Consider the following 16784-nt stretch of genomic DNA (forward strand, 5'->3'; position numbering starts at 1 on the left):
AGGGGGATTTATTGTGCAAAAGTCTTTGTACAAAGCGGGCTGTACCTTAGCAGGCATGCTGATGCTGACCATGTCCATTACGGCATGCGGATCAGGGAATTCAGCAGAGAATAATGGAGCGGCCGCAACGGCAGGCTCAGGAAATGCAGCAGCACCTGCGGCTAAAGCGCCGGTCAAAATTTCTTATCTTACGTTCCGGGTCGGCACGCATGCATCAGCCAAGATGGAGGAAGAGCAGATCAAGCAGTTCAATGCCAAATATGGCAATGAAGTGGAGGTTGTGGTTGAAGAGATTCCAAGTGATGCCGCATACGTGGATAAGATTAAGATTCTGGCAGCCTCCGGGGATGTGCCGGATGTCGTAATGGGCAAGGACGGAATTAATGATGTCCTGATCAAAGGGAATCTTGCAACCCCTTTCAATGATTATTTAGACAAGGATGCGGAATGGAAGGCAGCTATCGGAGAAGATGCACTTGCTTCCAATACCCGGGACGGGAAGATCTGGTCGATCAGCGATCAGAAGCAGAATATCGGCTACTTTTACAATAAAGAAATGTTTGAGAAGGCAGGCATTAAGCCGGCGGAGACTTGGGATGAATTCATGAGCAACAACGAGAAGCTGAAGGCTGCAGGCTTCGTTCCCCTCGCACTGATGACCGGGGAGAATGCCTGGACATCCAACCTGATTCTTGCCGCGATGATCGGCACTAACGGGGAGAACGGCAAGACGTTCATGAACACCCTGCACCCTACCGACTTCAATACGCCCGAAATGATTCAGGCGCTTAATATGATGAAGGAGTTGCTGGAGAAGTATACAACGAAGGATGCGCTTGGAGCGGGATATGCCAATGCAGCGAACGCGTTCAGCCAGGGCAAGGCAGCGATGATTGCTAATGGTCCCTGGATGATCGGAGACTTCAGCGATCCGACCAAATCCAGTGAAGGTTTCGATGCAAAAGTGGGTGTGGCAGCGTATCCGAATAACAGCCTGATTTCCACTTATGAGGTTGGCTATATGATCGGAGCCAAAACGCCGGAAACCCGCGATGCTGCTGAGAAATTCATCAAATTCAAAACAGGGCTTGAAGGACAGACCCTCGCTCTTGAATACGGCAATGTTATGCCGGTATCGAGTGAAGTTCAGCCATCAGATGCACTGAAAGAGAAATATCCGATCATGGTCGAATCGATCACAGTCGCTCAAAAGTCACAGCTGCATTACCGGACCCTGGACTCCATCGTCTATCCGAACGTAACAGATGCCTGGAAGAACCTGTATCCGAAGCTGGCAGCGGGCCGGGCAACGGCTGAAGAGATTGCCAAGGAACTGACGGAAATTGCCGCTAAGAATAAATAAAGAGCAGGATAGGCTGGATTTAAGAATCTCTATATAGATTGAACTAAAGATTTTTAGAAAAGGAAGAAGCAGCGGAGGGGGATTTTGGAACTGTAGGAGCGGTAGCAACCGCCTGAAAGCTTTCCGAAGGAAAGCTCACTCAGGAAGCATAAGCAGTCACCGGATTTCTACCGCTAGCAGCGGTAATAGAATCAAGAAATCTGGGGGCGGGCAGCGGCCGGAAGTCCAAAACTCACCGTAGTGGCGAGTATTCCTTTTCCAAAAATTCAAGTTCAAACTATATTGTTAAATTCTTAAATTCACTCTATGCAGCTGAGGATTGGGGAGGACCATATGGATGGTTAGGAAAAATAGAGGGTATATCACGCTTTTCCTGCTACCGACTGTAGCATTGTTTATTATTGTCTATGCCGTCTCACTTGTCATTCTGTTCGGCACATCCTTTACGGAATGGTCGGCCGGACGCAGCCCGGTGTTCATCGGTCTCGCTAACTATATCAGGCTGTTCACGGACGATGCCGATTTTCGCCAAAGCGCACTGAATACGGGGATCTGGGTCGTGCTGCAATCTACGGTCCACGTGGCCATCGGCACCCTGTTCGCGGTTATTCTCAGTATGAAGGAATTCTACTGGAAGTTTGCCCGCACGGTGTACATGTTTCCTAATATTATCTCGGGTGCAGCCGTAGGTATGCTGTTCCTGTGCATGCTCAATCCTGAATTCGGTGCGGTGAACAGTATCGTCCGTTTATTCGGCAATGCGGATTACTCCCAGAACTGGTTCATGGATTATGCCACGGCTTTTCTATCCGTTACGATGACCTGGCTGCCGTATGCGGCAGTCGTCACGATTCTCATTCTGGCCGAGATTGCGGCCATTCCGGAAAGTCTGTTCGAATCGGCACGTATCGACGGGGCCAGCAATTTCAAGATCAACCTGTACATCATCATTCCTATGCTGCGCAACATTATCGGGACCTGCGTGATTCTGTCGGGAACAAGCATGCTGCAGAAGATGGATATTATTCTAATGACAACAGGCGGCGGACCCGGCAATCAAACGATGAATTTACCCATTTACATTTACAAAACCGCTCTCATGGACAATAACTTCGGTTATTCCAACTCAGTGGGCGTTTTCCTAATCGGCTTTGGCTTGATCTTTGTCCTGCTATGCCGAAATCTGTTCAGAATAGGCAGCTCCCAAAACTGAATGGAGCGGATGGGGTGAGAATGTTGAAAAAAAGTTTGGGTGTACTTAAGTATGGATTTGTAATCCTGATTGTCCTGTTGTCGCTGGGTCCGTTCCTGTGGGTGCTGCTGGCATCGTTTAAGACGAATGCCGAGATTCTGAGCAATTCCCTCGGCTGGCCAAGCAGCTTCCGCTTCTCCAATTACACGAAGGCCTTCCAGATCGCGCCGATTTCCCGGTTCTACATCAACAGTGTAATTGTAGGGATTTTTGGAACACTGCTCAATCTGCTTCTGCTCGGAATGGCAGCTTATGTACTGGCGCGCTTTCAATTCCGCGGTAAAAAGCTGCTGATGGGAGCCTTCTCCCTCTCGCTGCTGATTCCCGGCGCTGCGATGCTGCAGCCGCTGTACTTAACAGTTAACGCGCTCGGGCTATATGACAAGCTGATCGGACTTATTATTGTCTATACCGGCTTTGGGTTGCCGGTCTCGCTCTACATTCTATCCAGCTACTTCCTGACGATACCCAAGGAGATGGAGGAATCAGCTTACCTGGATGGTGCCAGCTTCATTCAGACCTTCTTCCGGATTATACTGCCGATCTCGAAGCCGGGCTTCGGCACGGCGGGAGTCATGCAGTTCCTGCTCTGCTGGAATGAATTTCAATTCGCGATCATTCTGACGACAGGCAATCAGAGCCGGACCCTGCCGCTGGCGCTCTATTATTTCAAAAGCCAGTTTGCCAGTGATTACGGCGTCATGTTTGCCGCTACGATGGTCGTCATCATTCCGAGTATTGTAGTCTATATCCTGCTGCAGGAGCAGGTAGTATCCGGACTTGCTGCGGGAGCGGTCAAGGGATGACGGAGTTGACGGGAACGCCATGGAAAGATACCGGAGAATTGAGGGGTTGCAGATGAATGAGGAACACCTGTGGTGCCTGAAAGAAAACGGGTATGAGGCCGGACTGCATAAGCATTATGAGGGGCTGTTTACCCAGGGGAACGGCTATATGCATGCCCGTGGAAGCTTTGAAGAGGGATGCAGCGATGCCCCTCAGGATGAGGAATATCTGCGTTTTCCGGATAACGTCACGCTGGAGAAGCCGCGGCATCCGAAGTCCAAGCAGGGGACATTCATCCCGGGCATTGTCGCCCGGCATCCGCTGCTGAAGGAGGAGATTGTTAATCTTCCTTATATGCTGGGGCTTGAATTGCGCTCTGCAGGCGAGAGCCTGGATATGGACCGCTCCCGGATCAGCGGCTACAGACGCTGGCTGGATCTGCGCGATGGAAGCCTTCATCGTACATTGATCTGGGAGACAGCAGAGGGCATGCAGCTACAGTGCACCTTCGAGCGCTACATCAGTATGGCGGATACCCATCTGTGTATCCAGCGCATACAGGTTGAGGTGCTGGCAGGCGAAGGCAGGCTGGAGGCTGCTGCTTCTCTCCGGGGAGATGTACGCACCAATGGGATGAATCATTTTGATAGTGTAGTTCCCACGGCGGAAGTTGGGGGTTGCCTGTCGCTTGAAACGCTGACGGAACAGGGGAACCGGATCTTCATGCACTCTGCGCTGGAAGCCTCTGAAGCGGTGATCTGGCAGGAGGAGAATAGTCAGGTGACGGCTGCGCTCCGGGGTGAATTCGCTGTGCAGACCGGGGACCGGCTGACTGTCAGCAAGCTGACGGCGGTGACCACGGACCGGGATATGGAGGAAGGCGAAGCAGGCAGCAGAGCGCTTGCGCAGCTTAGCCGTGCACGTGAGATAGGCTGGGACCAGTTGTATGAACGGCATGCAGCTTGCTGGAAGAGCAAGTGGCAGGGGGCCGATATCCTCATCAAGGGAGATGATCTGGCGCAATTAAATGTCCGCGCTTCACTCTATCATCTGTTTCGTGCCAATGCACCGGAGGATGCCCGGGTGGCGATTTGTGCCAAGGGGTATGCCGGTGAGGCCTATTTCGGACGGTATTTCTGGGACACGGAGATCAACCTGCTGCCCTTTTACCTGCACACCAACCCGCAGGCGGCCCGCAATCTGCTTCTGTTCCGCTACAATACACTGGACGGAGCCAGACGCAATGCGCAGAGTTATGGCTACCGGGGAGCAAGGTATGCCTGGGAGTCATCGTTAAGCGGGGATGAGCAATGTGCCAACTGGCAGTACGCCGACCATGAAATTCATATAACAGCGGATATAGTGTATGCTCTCTACCATTATGTGCGGGCAACAGGCGATCAAGATTTCCTGGAGCACTACGGCATTGATATTCTGGTGGAGACGGCCCGGTACTGGTGTGACCGGGTAGACTGGAACCGGGAGGGAGTGGGCGAGCTGCTCGGCGTGATGGGACCGGACGAATATCTGCCCTTTACCCGTAACAATGCCTTCACCAACCGCATGGTCAAATTCAGTCTGGAGCAGACCGTAACCTGTCTGGACAGCCTGCAAGGCAGCAAACCGGACAGCTATGCAGCTGCTGTAGAGCGGCTGGGTATTCGCCCGGAGGAACAGGAGCTGTTCCGGCACACGGCGGAGAAGCTGCGGCTGCCCTATGACAGCGGGACGGAAATTGTTCCGCAGTCTGACGATTTTGCTTCTTATGCGGATGTGGATTTTGCCGGGATCTGGACTGACAGATCCAGACCCTTCGGCCACTTCATCTCCCAGGAGCGCAATTACCGCTCCAAGGCGCTTAAGCAGGCGGATGTGCTGGAACTCATGCTGCTGTTCCCGCAGGAATTCTCCAGGGAGCAGCTGAAGGCCTCCTATGATTATTATGAGCCGATCACAACCCATGATTCCTCCTTGTCCGTGGCGGTTCACGGCATTGTGGCCTCCTGGCTGAATCAGGCGGAAGCGGCGGCGAATTTCCTGCAGCGGGTGATGGCTATCGACCTTTCGCTGGAGAAGAAGGGTGCTGCAGAAGGGATTCATATCGCCAATTGCGGCGGCTTGTGGCAGCTGATCGTATACGGGTTAGCCGGTCTGAAGAGTGCGATGTGGAGCAAGGACATTAAGCTTGAGCCGCGGCTGCCTAAGGGCTGGACGGAGCTGAGCTTCCAGCTTGCCTGGCAGGGGGAGCGCTACCGGATCACGATTCATCCGGATGCTCATGAAGTGCACAAGCTGGAAGGGAGGGGCTATGTTGCGGGCACAACCCTTTGAGGCAGCTATCTTTGATCTGGACGGTGTCATTGTCGATACCGCGAAATTTCACTATCAGGCCTGGAAGCGTCTAGCCGGTGAGCTCGGCTTCGATTTCAGCGAGAGCACCAATGAGCAGCTGAAGGGCGTCAGCCGTATGGAATCGCTTGAACTTCTGCTGCGCTCCGGCGGAATCACAGATCTGACGGCGGAACGTAAGGAGGAGCTGGCTTCCCGCAAAAATGAGTGGTACAAGGAGCTGCTCGATACGCTTACTCCGGGTGATGTATTACCCGGTGTAAGCGGCTTTCTTGGGCTGCTGCGCTCACGCGGAGTCAGAACAGCGATTGCCTCGGCGAGCAAAAATGCTCCGCTGATTCTGGAGAAAGTGAACATCAGACCGCTGTTCGACGCAGTGGCGGACGGGAACACCATCGGCAGGGCGAAGCCGGACCCGGAGGTGTTCCTGCAAGCAGCCAGGCTGCTTGGAGTAGCCCCGGCCGCTTGTTTTGTCTTTGAGGATGCGGCCGCCGGTGTAGAAGGGGCGATCCGGGCGGGCATGCGGGTTGTTGGCATCGGAGACGGGGCACTGCTTGCCCGCGCCGACCTTACCATCGCCAGCTTTGAACAGCTTGACCCCGTGTTCCTGCTTAGCCACATTGGTTTGAACGGTCCCTCCGGAAGGGGGGATTGTTCGAATGAGTAATGAGTGGAAAAGTGATGAGCTAATAAGCAAAGGGCGAGTAAGTGATGAACGAATAAGCGATGAGCTAATAAGCAAAGGGCGAGTAAGTGATGAACGAATAAGCGATGAGCTAATAAGCGAAGGGCGAGTAAGTAATAAACGAATAAGTGATGAGACGAATAGCAACGAGCAAAAGAACTATCAGCGAATAAGCAATGAGCCGAACAGTGATGAGCAAAATAGCAATCAGCGTATAAGCGAATTGACGCTGGAGCAGCTGAAGCCGGGCACTCCCCAGGTGCTGCCTGGAGGAGGCTTTGTCACCCTGACGCTTGTTACAGACTCCTTCGGCTCGCACCTACACCTTTTGACTATATCCAATGGCAGGCTTGTATTTACCGTGATACTGGAGCGGGGGATGGATATTGGGGAAATTAGGCTGGATGCGGAGAAAATCAGCTGGGAGCGTGAAGAGCGGTACCTGCTCCATCCGGATCATGTAGATCTATCCGACAATGAGCATTCGGGCTGGGATTCAGGCTTCTATGCAGCGGTGGCTGCCATTGGGCCGGAAATATTCGGTACCCCGGATGAGGTAAGAACCGTCCACGGGACGGGGTCCTATTCCCCGGCGCTGCCGGAATCGGAGCGGCTGACCTGGGATGAGCAGCAGATCTGCCTGGAGGGTAATGTTCCGGTAAGGGGATACGGGCCCTTGCCTGTGTATGCCAAAACAGTCCGGATCGTAACCCGCTACGGGGCAGCCAACCTGTTCCGGGAAGACACGGTACGGAATTTAACGGAGGTTGCGCAGCCAGTGGATGACGGGTACCATATTCAGCTGGCAGGAGCTTATATGTCGGGAGGCGGAAGTTATATTCTGCCGGTCTCCACCGCAAAAATGCTGCTCCGTGACTCTGCCCCGCCTGAGGTGGACCCGTTAGCTGTCTACGATTCCGAAACCAGGCTGGACCCGATCCGCTGTTATCAATACGTTCCTGAGCCGGTAGAGGGGCTTGCGGATCTGCCGCAGGTCCGGGACTATTGCGCAGATGGGGGCGGGGAGCAGCTCACGGCCGAGATGCTGGTGAACGCCGGGCAGGATACGGCTGCCTATGTCATTCGTTCCCTGCAATGTTATCCCCGGTCACTAATCGCCAAGCGGGCGGTCACTGACCGGATGTATGCGCTAGAGCCTTGCAAGACCAGACCCAATTCACTGGAGCAAAAAACGATAGACGGCGAAGTGGTCTATATCGGCCCCCGCGGCCAGAGCATCGGCTGGATCATCATCGGGGCTTCGCGTGATCCGAAGGAAATCACAACCCTTGCGCACATGATCCGTAGCGCAGCAAAGTGATGGGTGTATGCCGGGAGCGCAGACACCGTTCACTTTCAAATGAAACTAGAAATAACCAGCCGCCGGTAGATTTCGGGCGGCTGGTTATTTTTTTGGTTTCTGCCAGGTTCGGCTTCTGCTCAAAGGTTACTTGCTTAGACAGCTGCTGCGAGATATGGCAGGCCAAATGTATGCGAAAAACCGAACACAATGTGCTACCGCGAAGGTAACCGGGCCGAATGTATGCGAAAAACCGAATACAATGTGCTACCGTGAAGGTAACTAGACCAAATGTATGCGAAAAACCGAACACAATGTGCTGCTGCGAAGGTGTCAGGGCCGAATGTATGCGAAAAACCGAATACAATGTGCTGCTGCGAAGGTATCAGGACCGATTGTATGCGAAAAACCGAATACAATGTGCTGCTGCGAAGGTATCAGTGCCGAATGTATGCGAAAAACCGAACACAATGTGCTACCGCGAAGGTAAACGGGCCGAATGTATGCGAAAAACCGAATACAATGTGCTACTGGGAAGGTGTCAGGGCCGAATGTATGCGAAAAACCGAACACAATGTGCTAAAGCGAAGGTATCAGGGCCGAATGTATGCGAAAAACCGAACACAATGTGCTACCGTGAAGGTATCAGGGCCGATTGTATGCGAAAAACCGAACACAATGTGCTACCGCGAAGGTAACCGGGCCGATTGTATGCGAAAAACCGAACACAATGTGCTGCTGCGAAGGTTTAGGACCGATTGTATGCGAAAAACCGAATACATTGTGCCAGCGATAGGGTAAATGAACCGAATGCTCCACAGCCCCCTAATGAAGTTGGAGTCCTCCCCCATAAAAATGTAGACTGAATACAGGAGGAGGATGAACACAATGGGACACTTAACGGGAACAAGAGAGAAGGCAGCGCAAGAGGTGTTGTCTGGCATTAAGGCAGCGGTGGTTGCCCGAAAATATGGGGTGACCCCAGCGACGGTGAATCAGTGGGTGAGAGATTACCGAGGGGCCCATGGGGAACAAGATCATCCGTATCCCCAGGAGCAGGTGGAGGAACTGAAGCGCCTCCTGGAAGTGGAGCAGAAATACGAGAAGGCCGTCAAGATACTCGGCGAAAAGGAGTTAGAGATTGAGATTCTGCGTGAACTGCTAAAAAAGCCAACCCCTGCTTATCCGAAAAAATCGAGGTAGCCGACATGTTCATTAAGCAGGGGAATACCGCAGCTTTGGTACTGCGTCTCATGGGGCTAGCAGAGTCCACGTACTACGACCGTAAGAAACGCAGGTCACTGTCCCCAAAGGCCGTTCAAGGGGGGCGTGGAAGACCCCAGCCAGGCTACTCCTTTAACGAGTCTGGGGAAAAGATTAGTGACGAGGAGATCCAGGAATGGCTGCTGGAATTAATCGCTGGAGAAGAGCACGTGTACGGGTACAAACTCCTGGCCAAGTGCTTGTGGAACCAGCACCGGTTGAAGCTCAATCACAAGAAAAGCTACCGGCTGTGTCAGGAGCTGGATATCCTGCAGCCCCAGCGTCAGAAGCGCTTTAAGCATCCCCGGAAGCTGCCGGAGAACCGAGTCATTACAGGAGCGAGCCAGCTCTGGCAGATGGACATTAAATACGGGTATGTGGAGGGACGTGACCGGCATTTCTTTGTCCTGAGCATTATCGATGTGTTTACCCGTGTCATCGTCGGCTACCACCGGGGATCGTCGTGTGAGGCCAAGCACGCCTGCCAGACGCTGGCGCGCGCCATGGAGCATCACTGCGCCCCTGACAGCGCTCGCCCTGTGATCCGCACCGACAACGGCCCACAGTTCGTCAGCCACCTGTTTGGCGACATGTGTGAAAGCTGGGAAATGACCCATGAACGTATTCCGCCTCGAACGCCGGATTTAAATGCTTTTATTGAATCATTCCACAGTAATATCGATCGGGATTTGTTCCGCAAAGAGGCATTCGAAACGTTCGAAGAGGCCTATGAAGCGGTGGACCGGTACATGGACTTTTACAACAATCGCAGAATGCATACGAGCCTTCGTAACCTGCCGCCAGCTACCTTTGCAGAGTGGGTGCTGACCCTAGAAGACCGCTCCCGCTTCTTCTGGCCGAGAGAAAAAGCGAAATAAAGAGCATATCTACAACAAGTACTGATTTTATACGGAGGACTCCGGGATAAGGGGGTCGCACCGAATGTATGCGAAAAACCGAACACAATGTGCTACCGCGAAGGTGTCAGGGCCGAATGTATGCGAAAAACCGAATACAATGTGCTGCTGCGAGGGTATCAGGACCGATTGTATGCGAAAAACAGAATACAATGTGCTGCTGCGAAGGTTTAGGACCGATTGTATGCGAAAAACCGAATACAATGTGCTTCTGTGAAACTACAGGCGAATAATTGCAGGATAAACAAAAGGCGCTCCCCCGGATACAGTTCCAGGGGGTGCGCCTTGTTTATGCCTTGCAGAGCCGGCAATATCCGCTTCCGCGCAAAGCCTATTTCAAATAATTCAGCAGAATCTGCGCAGCTTCTGCACGGGTGGCGGCAGCCTTCGGAGCAAAGGTTCCATCCGCCCGTCCGTTCACGAAGCCAAGCGAAGCGGCTGCGGCTACCTGATCCGCTGCCCAGCCGGAGATGTCCGCAGCATCCTTCATAGAAGTGATGTCTACAGCGGCCGGGATTGCACCATGCTGGAGCTTATAAGCCCGCATCAGAATGACAGTCATCTCTTCGCGGCTGATCTCTGCATTCGGCTGGAAGGACACCGGACTCCGTCCGGTAATCAGCCCTGCCTGCACCATGCCGGATAGAAAATCCCTGTACCAGGCATCTTGCGGAACATCAGCGAATGCGATGCTGCCACTGCTGTCGATGTTGCCGCTGGTGCCGCTGCCGCCGTTCCTGCTGTCGTTCCCGCTGCCACTGCTGTCGCCGTTCCCGCTGCCGTTGCCGCTGGTGTCGCTGTCGCCATTCCCGCTGGTGCCCATGCTGTCGTTCCCGCTGCCGTTGCTACTATTGCTACCGCTGCCGCCCAGCTGCAGCGCACCGGCCATCAGCTGCACGAATTCAGCCCGGGTAATATTCCGGCCCGGCTGATAAGCCTGCTCCGAGATTCCCTTGATCAGATGTTTCGCAGACAGCTCACGTAAGGCTTCGAAGGCCCAGTGTGTAAGCGGAACATCGCTGAATTGCTTGGAATACTCCAGCAGCGCGTATGTGCCGCTGCCGTCAAGAAGTCCCGTCAGCCCGCCCGCTTCAGCTGCTCCGCCCAGATAAGTGAGTGTACCGTCACTGCCCACACGGTACAGGCCAAGCAGCCTCGAGTCAAGTCCATCCGCTGGCCAGCTGACGCTTACCGGAACCGGATAATCATCCTCCAGATAGAGCGCTGTCCCGTCTGCCCTTACCAGACTCAGGTCATAATCCATCAGCTTTCCTGCCAGCGCTACGCCAGCTTCTGTCTTCAGCTTCGCAGCATCCAGTGTCTTAGGCTGCGCCTTCAACACAATCTTGGCACCGCTGCTCCCGCCAGCAGGCAGGGCTTCGGCCAGCTGCTTCAGCAGCTCCGGCGCCAGTACCAGCTCTATTCCGTCTCCCTGTACACGCAGGGAATGGGTTCCCAGCAGCGTCCCGGCATTCACCGGAAGCTCAACCGCAGCCGCTTGACCTACCTGCACTGTAACCACACCGTTCACCGCAGGGCTGCTCAGCTGAGTGGCAGTAATGACTGCAGCCGAAGGACTCGGCGTTGCGTTAGCCTGTGGTGTTGCCGCAGGCTTCGCCGTAGATGACGGCGGACTTGTTGCTGTCACCGGCGGGTCCGTTGGTGTCGCCGGAGGATCTGTTGGTGTTACCTGCCGACGGCTGACAGTCAGCTCAATCGTCTCTGTAGGGACCGCATCCACATAAGCATACTCCCCGATCATACGGGTGTTCATAACCTCAACCTTGTATGCCCCCGCATCAGATATAGCAGCCTTATCCAGTGTCAGACTGCTCCCGGCCGCACCGTCCAGCACAAGATCGTTCTTCAGCCAGCGGTAGCTCAGCTCTCCATACACAGAATTGGCTACAACGTTAAAGGTAACTGAAGCCCCTTCGATTACCGGATTTACACTTGCCGTGAACGACTGGACCACTGGTGTTTCATGTGCCGGATAGACCTTGAGCACCAGCTCTGTTCCGGTGATACGTTCCGGATTCACCTCCGCTTTGCCGGTCAACACCACACGGTACTGTGTTCCGTTATCTTCCATTCCCGGCGTGAAACGGTATACTGCACCGGTAACACTCGTTAGCGGCAGCCAATCGCCGCTGTCCGGCCGCTTCATTTCCCAGCCAATAGAATCCACGTCACCTGTTGCATTAACAAGCAGCGTCAAGGGTTCACCCTCAACGGCGTCCATGTCAGAAGGTAAATCTACCGCGAAGGCAGGGGTAATCCACTCTACTGCAGCCGGGAGCACTTGCAATATATATTCCTGCTCGCCGGTTAAGCCGCTATCGTCTGCCACAACCGCCTTATAACGGTAGCCGCTCATCGCTTCCGTCAACGCCGCCAGCGTCAGGCTGTCGCCCGAACCGACCGGCTCACCATAACCATAGCCATCGCCCTTGTCGAGGTACCAAGTGAAGGACAGGGTTCCTTCTCCTTTACCGGCGGCGCGGAGTACTCCAGCTGAACCCGCCCGCATCAAGCCTTCACTGACAATCTGCACCTCCGGCGCCTTTTGGTTCCATTTCGCCGTCAGCGTCATTACTCCCGGCACGGTCTGATTGGCAAAATCCCATTTTTCTGAATCGTTGTACCAGCCCTCCAGCACATAACCTTTATTCATTACAGCCGGAGCCGTTAACTGTTCGCCGTATGCAGCCTGAACGACTGTCTGTCCCGGACTTCCGCCATTCGCGTCAAAAGTAATATCATAGCGTCCGTTCAGCTCGGTCAGAGCACTGATTTCACTATTGCTGAGGTTACGGACTTCAATTTTCATCCGCTGGTTATCCTTTGCCTGATCATCTGCTACTCTCACTGCTGCACCGTCACTCTTGGACGCCCCTTCTACAGTGATTACTTTATTATTGCTTTTGTTAATGATCTTGTAGTAATCTCCGTCTTTCTCCAGCTTCCACTGCTGCGTATCCGGTATCGTTCCAGCAGCTTTGATATTCTGGCAAAGCTGCTGGATCGCTGAACCGGGAAGAATATCGAGCACATGGCCGCTTTGAACCGACTGAATCTGGTAATAGCCTGTGCCGAGATCCAGGAATCTCCACAGCTGATTATTACCGTCACCGTTAGACCACTGGTTAATCACCGCCAGCGGATCACTGGAGACTCTGTCCACATCCAATGCTTTTCCGCTGTGCTTGGGCTGGATTTTGACCATTTTCTCCGGAATGATCTTGCCCGCAATCGAGCTCATAAATCCGCCGCTCGTCTTATCAATCGTGAGACTGTCGACATTGAATCTGCCGGTATCTCCCTGTTCGCGGATGAATTCAATCGTATTCTTGCCGGCTTTGAGGTTCACGGACTCCGTACTGTTAGCCCAGATATCCCAATTCGCTGTCGGAGTTAAGGACACTTGCTTGATTCTCTGTCCGTTAACCATCATCGACATGGTAATATTCGAGCTTTGTACCCCGGAATAACGCAAAGTTGACGTATAGTCAGCCGTATTAGGGACATTTACTTCAAACTTCAGCGTGTCCCCGGTCTGCTCGAATCCGCCTACGAACCCGTTGCCTTCATACCATAAATGATCCCTGACAACCTTGAGGCTTCCTTGCCGGGTGGCATCCTCGGCCTGATACCTCCACGGAGTACGCTTGTTAAGATGAATACTGTCCATATTTAGAATGCCGGAGTTTCCTGTTTCATTCTTATAAGTAATAGTGTTTTTACCCGCCTTCAGGCTTAACGTGTCAAGATGCTCCTTCCAGACGGTAAGTCCGCCGGTAGAGGGGAGGGTAATATTCTTAATCTTCGTGCCGTTCAAATACAGGCCATAGGTTGTGCCTGCTGCTTCTTTGGCATATCTCAGCTTCACATCATAAGAGGCTGCATTCTCCACATTTACCGCAAACTCCACGGACGAGCCCGCTTTGGACAGCCCGGTGACATAACCGGTTCCCAGATTGCCGTCTTTGGTGTAAACAACTGCAGCATCGTTCCCGCCAGCCAGCTTGGCATCTTCAGCTCCATAATGCCAGGTTGTGGCTTCGGTCACTGTTATAAAGTCCAGATTGACGTTGCCGGTGTCGCCTTCGTCATATTTATAAGTGATTGTATTTTCCCCTTCTTGAAGGAAAATATTGTCATAGCGGTCGGCCCAGCGGTCCCAGCTTTTTAGGCTGAAGAAATCGACCTGCTTAATCTTTTGCCCGTTCACATACATAGTCAGCGTCCGGTCATCGTTGAATCCCAGGCTGTAGCCCAGCTTAACCGAATAGCTGCCGGCAGCAGCGGCATTTACTTTGAAGGAAACTGCAGAGCTAGAGGTCCAGAGCCCTCCGGCAAATCCCGTTCCGCTGTAACCCGGATGATCTGCATCAACCTTTGCATTTCCGGACAGCACGGCATTTTCTGCTTCATACAAGGTGCTGCGCTTGATAATCATGGCATCCAGAGCCAAAGCACTCTTGCCGGACAGGCGGATTGTGTTGCTTCCGGCGTTAAGCTGAAGGTTATAAACGGATTTCAGATCGAAATTCGCCTCAAATCCGGCATTCGAAGGGAAGGAAAGATCGCGGGTTGCTCCCCCATTAACGCCTAATTTCATGGTAACCGGATTCGCCGTGTTATTGTTGTATCTGAAATCCAGCGAGTAGGTCCCGCCAGCAGTAGTGTTAACTGTAAATTCTATATAGTCATTAGTGCTGCTGTTATTGTATTTTTGGTATACGCCGCCCGAAGCATAAGCGGTTCCTCCGGGGATTCTCGCTACTCCCGACAGCTTTGCCTCCTCGGCTTCATAGATTTCGCTTCGCTCTTCTCCGGAAGGTCTGTTCAGGACTGTGCCGGGGTTGGAAGGAATGCCAAGATTGATGAAATCATCATCATCCCAGTGAATCCGCTGCGCTCTTATACCTCGGTTCCCGCCGCCTTGCCCGTGGGTCGGTATGCCGTGATACAGAATCCAATCCTCGCTGTCGTCTTCGGACTTCAGGAACAGGGGAGAGCCGGGGCCATACGAGCTGTTCTCATCCGATCTTTTCATCACAGGCTCAGGATATTTGACCCATGAATCCGCATTCATCACATCCGAGGATGCTTCCGCAACGGATACGCCAACTGCATAGTTATCATTCATAAAGCTGCTGGCCGAGTAGGCAAAATAAATTTTACCGTTTCTCTCGACTACCGCAGCGCCTTCGTTGATATTATCGTTTTTCTTTTCCCAATCATATTCCGGTTTGGCCACCGTACCTTCCGGGCCCTCCAGGGTCCACGGGTTCTTCATTTTGACAATCGTCGGACTTTCATCGAATTTCGTATTCTCAGGGTTCTGCGGGACCTCGAAATAATAGTATTTGGTATAGGTGAAGTAGGGTTCCCCTTTAATCGTAACCACGCCGCAGGCCAAACCGTAGCCTTCCGTGTTCAGCAGTCCCTGCTTGACCGTAACCTGGCCGTCGCTGTCTTCATTGGCAGATTCGCCCTTCAGCTCCCAGGTTCCTTCAAAAGGATCGGGTGATGCGTTCTCCAGAACGTAGGAGCTTGGATGCCCATATCCGAAGCTGTCCTCCGGGCCGGAAGAGAAATACAGATACCACTTGCCGTCCAGCCGGTAGACATATGGACCCCACACATAGCCGAAGTTATCGGGCTTCTTCCAGACCACTTTGCTTTTGGCCGTAGATACGCCGAGAATGGTTTCATGCCTCTTTAAGGTGATGTTATTATCGCCTGAAGATGCAGAATAGTAATAACCGTCCGCAGCCCTGGCCACTGTAGGATCAGCACCGCCCATAAGCGGGTTAACGTAATTAGAGGTTACATCCGCGTAAGAGATGCCTGACAGCAGTAATGAAAGTATCAACACCAGGGGGAGCAGCTTTAAGCTTTTTTTCCTCATAGTAATCTCCTTTTCTAAGCAATTTCTGATCATTTTGGCAAAAGTTATGTTCACTTGCCCTCCTCCGCAAAGATATGACCCTGCTTTTTTTGAAACCGCTTACCAATAATTGCAGCGCTACGCATCCATTATAAAATAAGAGCGGAACTGTTTTTCCGCATCATGTTTTGCGATATTTTGAGGGATTGGCTTAGCCGGAGAAGGAGCGGGGAGAGCAGCCTGGTGTTCTTGCTATATTTTTAGCTTTCTTATGTTATTTTGACGCTGTATAATTACGCAACAAATGTTTACATTCCTTGTATAATCATAGTGGGAAAAACTGAGAGAAAAATGAAGTTGACTGGAAGCCAGATTCGGATAAAAAAAGTGTTGGCTAAAGTGAAAAAAGCTCTTGCAGGAATGATGGTTGTAGTATGGTTAGCGGTTTCTTCCGTTTCTTCTTCACATGCCCATGCGGCAGCGGATAAGCTGCAAATTAAGATTGACGGTGTTGTAATTTCCTACGATACGGGCGCCGAGGTCAAAAACAATCATACGATGGTTCCTCTGCGTGTAATCAGCGAGAATCTGGGAGCCAAGGTCGCCGGGACTAACTCTGAAATTATTCTTACCAAGAACATGACCCAAGTGAAATTGAAACCGGACAGCGGTACCGTGACGATTTTTCATTCAGAAGCCTTTGGCTGCCAGGTTGATTTCAAAAGTCCGACAATTACTGTCAATACAGCTGCCAAGAATGGTTTCCTGCAAATTATCAGTAATACAATTGTATAGTTAATCATCAGCTATGGAGGTCCAGTCATGAGTGAGATTGCAGAAACGGACCTCTTTGGGCTACCGCATGATCACTCGGAGAACAACAGCCCATACAATTAGCGGTCTGTTGTTCGGGTTAGGCATGATTGTTATTATATCGAGTCAATCTGTTCTTGTATTGAGGTTATGGGATTAA

Annotated in this window: 10 protein-coding genes; 9 read left to right on the top strand and 1 reads right to left on the bottom strand. The window is 52.5% G+C overall.

Annotated features, from left to right (window positions below):
* Nucleotides 1-13 precede the first annotated feature (13 nt).
* The 8 genes from NSU14_RS06885 (at nt 14) to NSU14_RS06920 (ending at nt 9876) form a co-directional block, all read left to right on the top strand.
* Nucleotides 14-1363: an ABC transporter substrate-binding protein gene (locus NSU14_RS06885; protein WP_197072964.1), complete on the top strand. Its 1350-nt coding sequence runs from the start codon at nt 14-16 to the stop codon at nt 1361-1363.
* 337 nt (nt 1364-1700) lie between these two features.
* A complete protein-coding gene (locus NSU14_RS06890; RefSeq protein WP_042138964.1) occupies nt 1701-2576 on the top strand; it encodes a carbohydrate ABC transporter permease in 876 nt (291 codons plus the stop codon).
* A 20-nt stretch (nt 2577-2596) separates the two neighbouring features.
* Nucleotides 2597-3421, top strand: coding sequence for a carbohydrate ABC transporter permease (locus NSU14_RS06895; RefSeq protein ID WP_039308352.1), 825 nt, complete (start codon nt 2597-2599; stop codon nt 3419-3421).
* A 52-nt stretch (nt 3422-3473) separates the two neighbouring features.
* Nucleotides 3474-5732, top strand: a complete 2259-nt coding sequence (locus tag NSU14_RS06900; RefSeq protein WP_340943725.1) for a glycoside hydrolase family 65 protein — start codon at nt 3474-3476, stop codon at nt 5730-5732.
* Nucleotides 5710-6417 (top strand): beta-phosphoglucomutase, encoded by a 708-nt coding sequence (gene pgmB / locus NSU14_RS06905; RefSeq protein ID WP_340943728.1) that lies wholly within the window; start codon nt 5710-5712, stop codon nt 6415-6417. Before NSU14_RS06900 ends, pgmB begins: the two co-directional genes overlap by 23 nt.
* The gene (locus NSU14_RS06910; RefSeq protein WP_340943730.1) at nt 6410-7756 is read left to right on the top strand and encodes a DUF4432 family protein; all 1347 of its coding nucleotides are present in this window, start codon (nt 6410-6412) and stop codon (nt 7754-7756) included. The genes pgmB and NSU14_RS06910 overlap by 8 nt, the downstream gene beginning before the upstream one ends.
* Before the next feature lie 867 nt (nt 7757-8623).
* Nucleotides 8624-8938 carry a helix-turn-helix domain-containing protein gene (locus NSU14_RS06915; protein ID WP_052421685.1) on the top strand — a complete coding sequence of 105 codons (315 nt, stop codon included), beginning with the start codon at nt 8624-8626 and terminating at the stop codon, nt 8936-8938.
* Between the two features lie 5 nt (nt 8939-8943).
* On the top strand, nt 8944-9876 hold the full coding sequence (locus tag NSU14_RS06920; RefSeq protein ID WP_336103406.1) for an IS3 family transposase: 933 nt from the start codon (nt 8944-8946) through the stop codon (nt 9874-9876).
* A 370-nt stretch (nt 9877-10246) separates the two neighbouring features.
* Here the strand turns inward: NSU14_RS06920 and NSU14_RS06925 are convergent, their stop codons facing one another.
* Nucleotides 10247-15832 (bottom strand): CBM35 domain-containing protein, encoded by a 5586-nt coding sequence (locus NSU14_RS06925; protein WP_340943732.1) that lies wholly within the window; start codon nt 15830-15832, stop codon nt 10247-10249.
* Between the two features lie 378 nt (nt 15833-16210).
* Here NSU14_RS06925 and NSU14_RS06930 point away from each other — a divergent pair, with 378 nt between their 5' ends.
* Nucleotides 16211-16606, top strand: coding sequence for a copper amine oxidase N-terminal domain-containing protein (locus NSU14_RS06930; protein WP_340948907.1), 396 nt, complete (start codon nt 16211-16213; stop codon nt 16604-16606).
* The last annotated feature ends 178 nt before the right edge of the window (nt 16607-16784 follow it).

The sequence above is a fragment of the Paenibacillus sp. FSL R10-2771 genome (assembly GCF_038000205.1).
GTDB lineage: Bacteria > Bacillota > Bacilli > Paenibacillales > Paenibacillaceae > Paenibacillus_AQ > Paenibacillus_AQ phytohabitans.

Coding starts and splice junctions, on each gene's coding strand:
- NSU14_RS06890 (WP_042138964.1), top strand. CDS start 1,701: ATGGTTAGGAAAAATAGAGGGTATATCACGCTTTTCCTGCTACCGACT.
- NSU14_RS06895 (WP_039308352.1), top strand. CDS start 2,597: ATGTTGAAAAAAAGTTTGGGTGTACTTAAGTATGGATTTGTAATCCTG.
- NSU14_RS06900 (WP_340943725.1), top strand. CDS start 3,474: ATGAATGAGGAACACCTGTGGTGCCTGAAAGAAAACGGGTATGAGGCC.
- pgmB (WP_340943728.1), top strand. CDS start 5,710: ATGTTGCGGGCACAACCCTTTGAGGCAGCTATCTTTGATCTGGACGGT.
- NSU14_RS06910 (WP_340943730.1), top strand. CDS start 6,410: ATGAGTAATGAGTGGAAAAGTGATGAGCTAATAAGCAAAGGGCGAGTA.
- NSU14_RS06915 (WP_052421685.1), top strand. CDS start 8,624: ATGGGACACTTAACGGGAACAAGAGAGAAGGCAGCGCAAGAGGTGTTG.
- NSU14_RS06920 (WP_336103406.1), top strand. CDS start 8,944: ATGTTCATTAAGCAGGGGAATACCGCAGCTTTGGTACTGCGTCTCATG.
- NSU14_RS06925 (WP_340943732.1), bottom strand. CDS start 15,832: ATGAGGAAAAAAAGCTTAAAGCTGCTCCCCCTGGTGTTGATACTTTCA.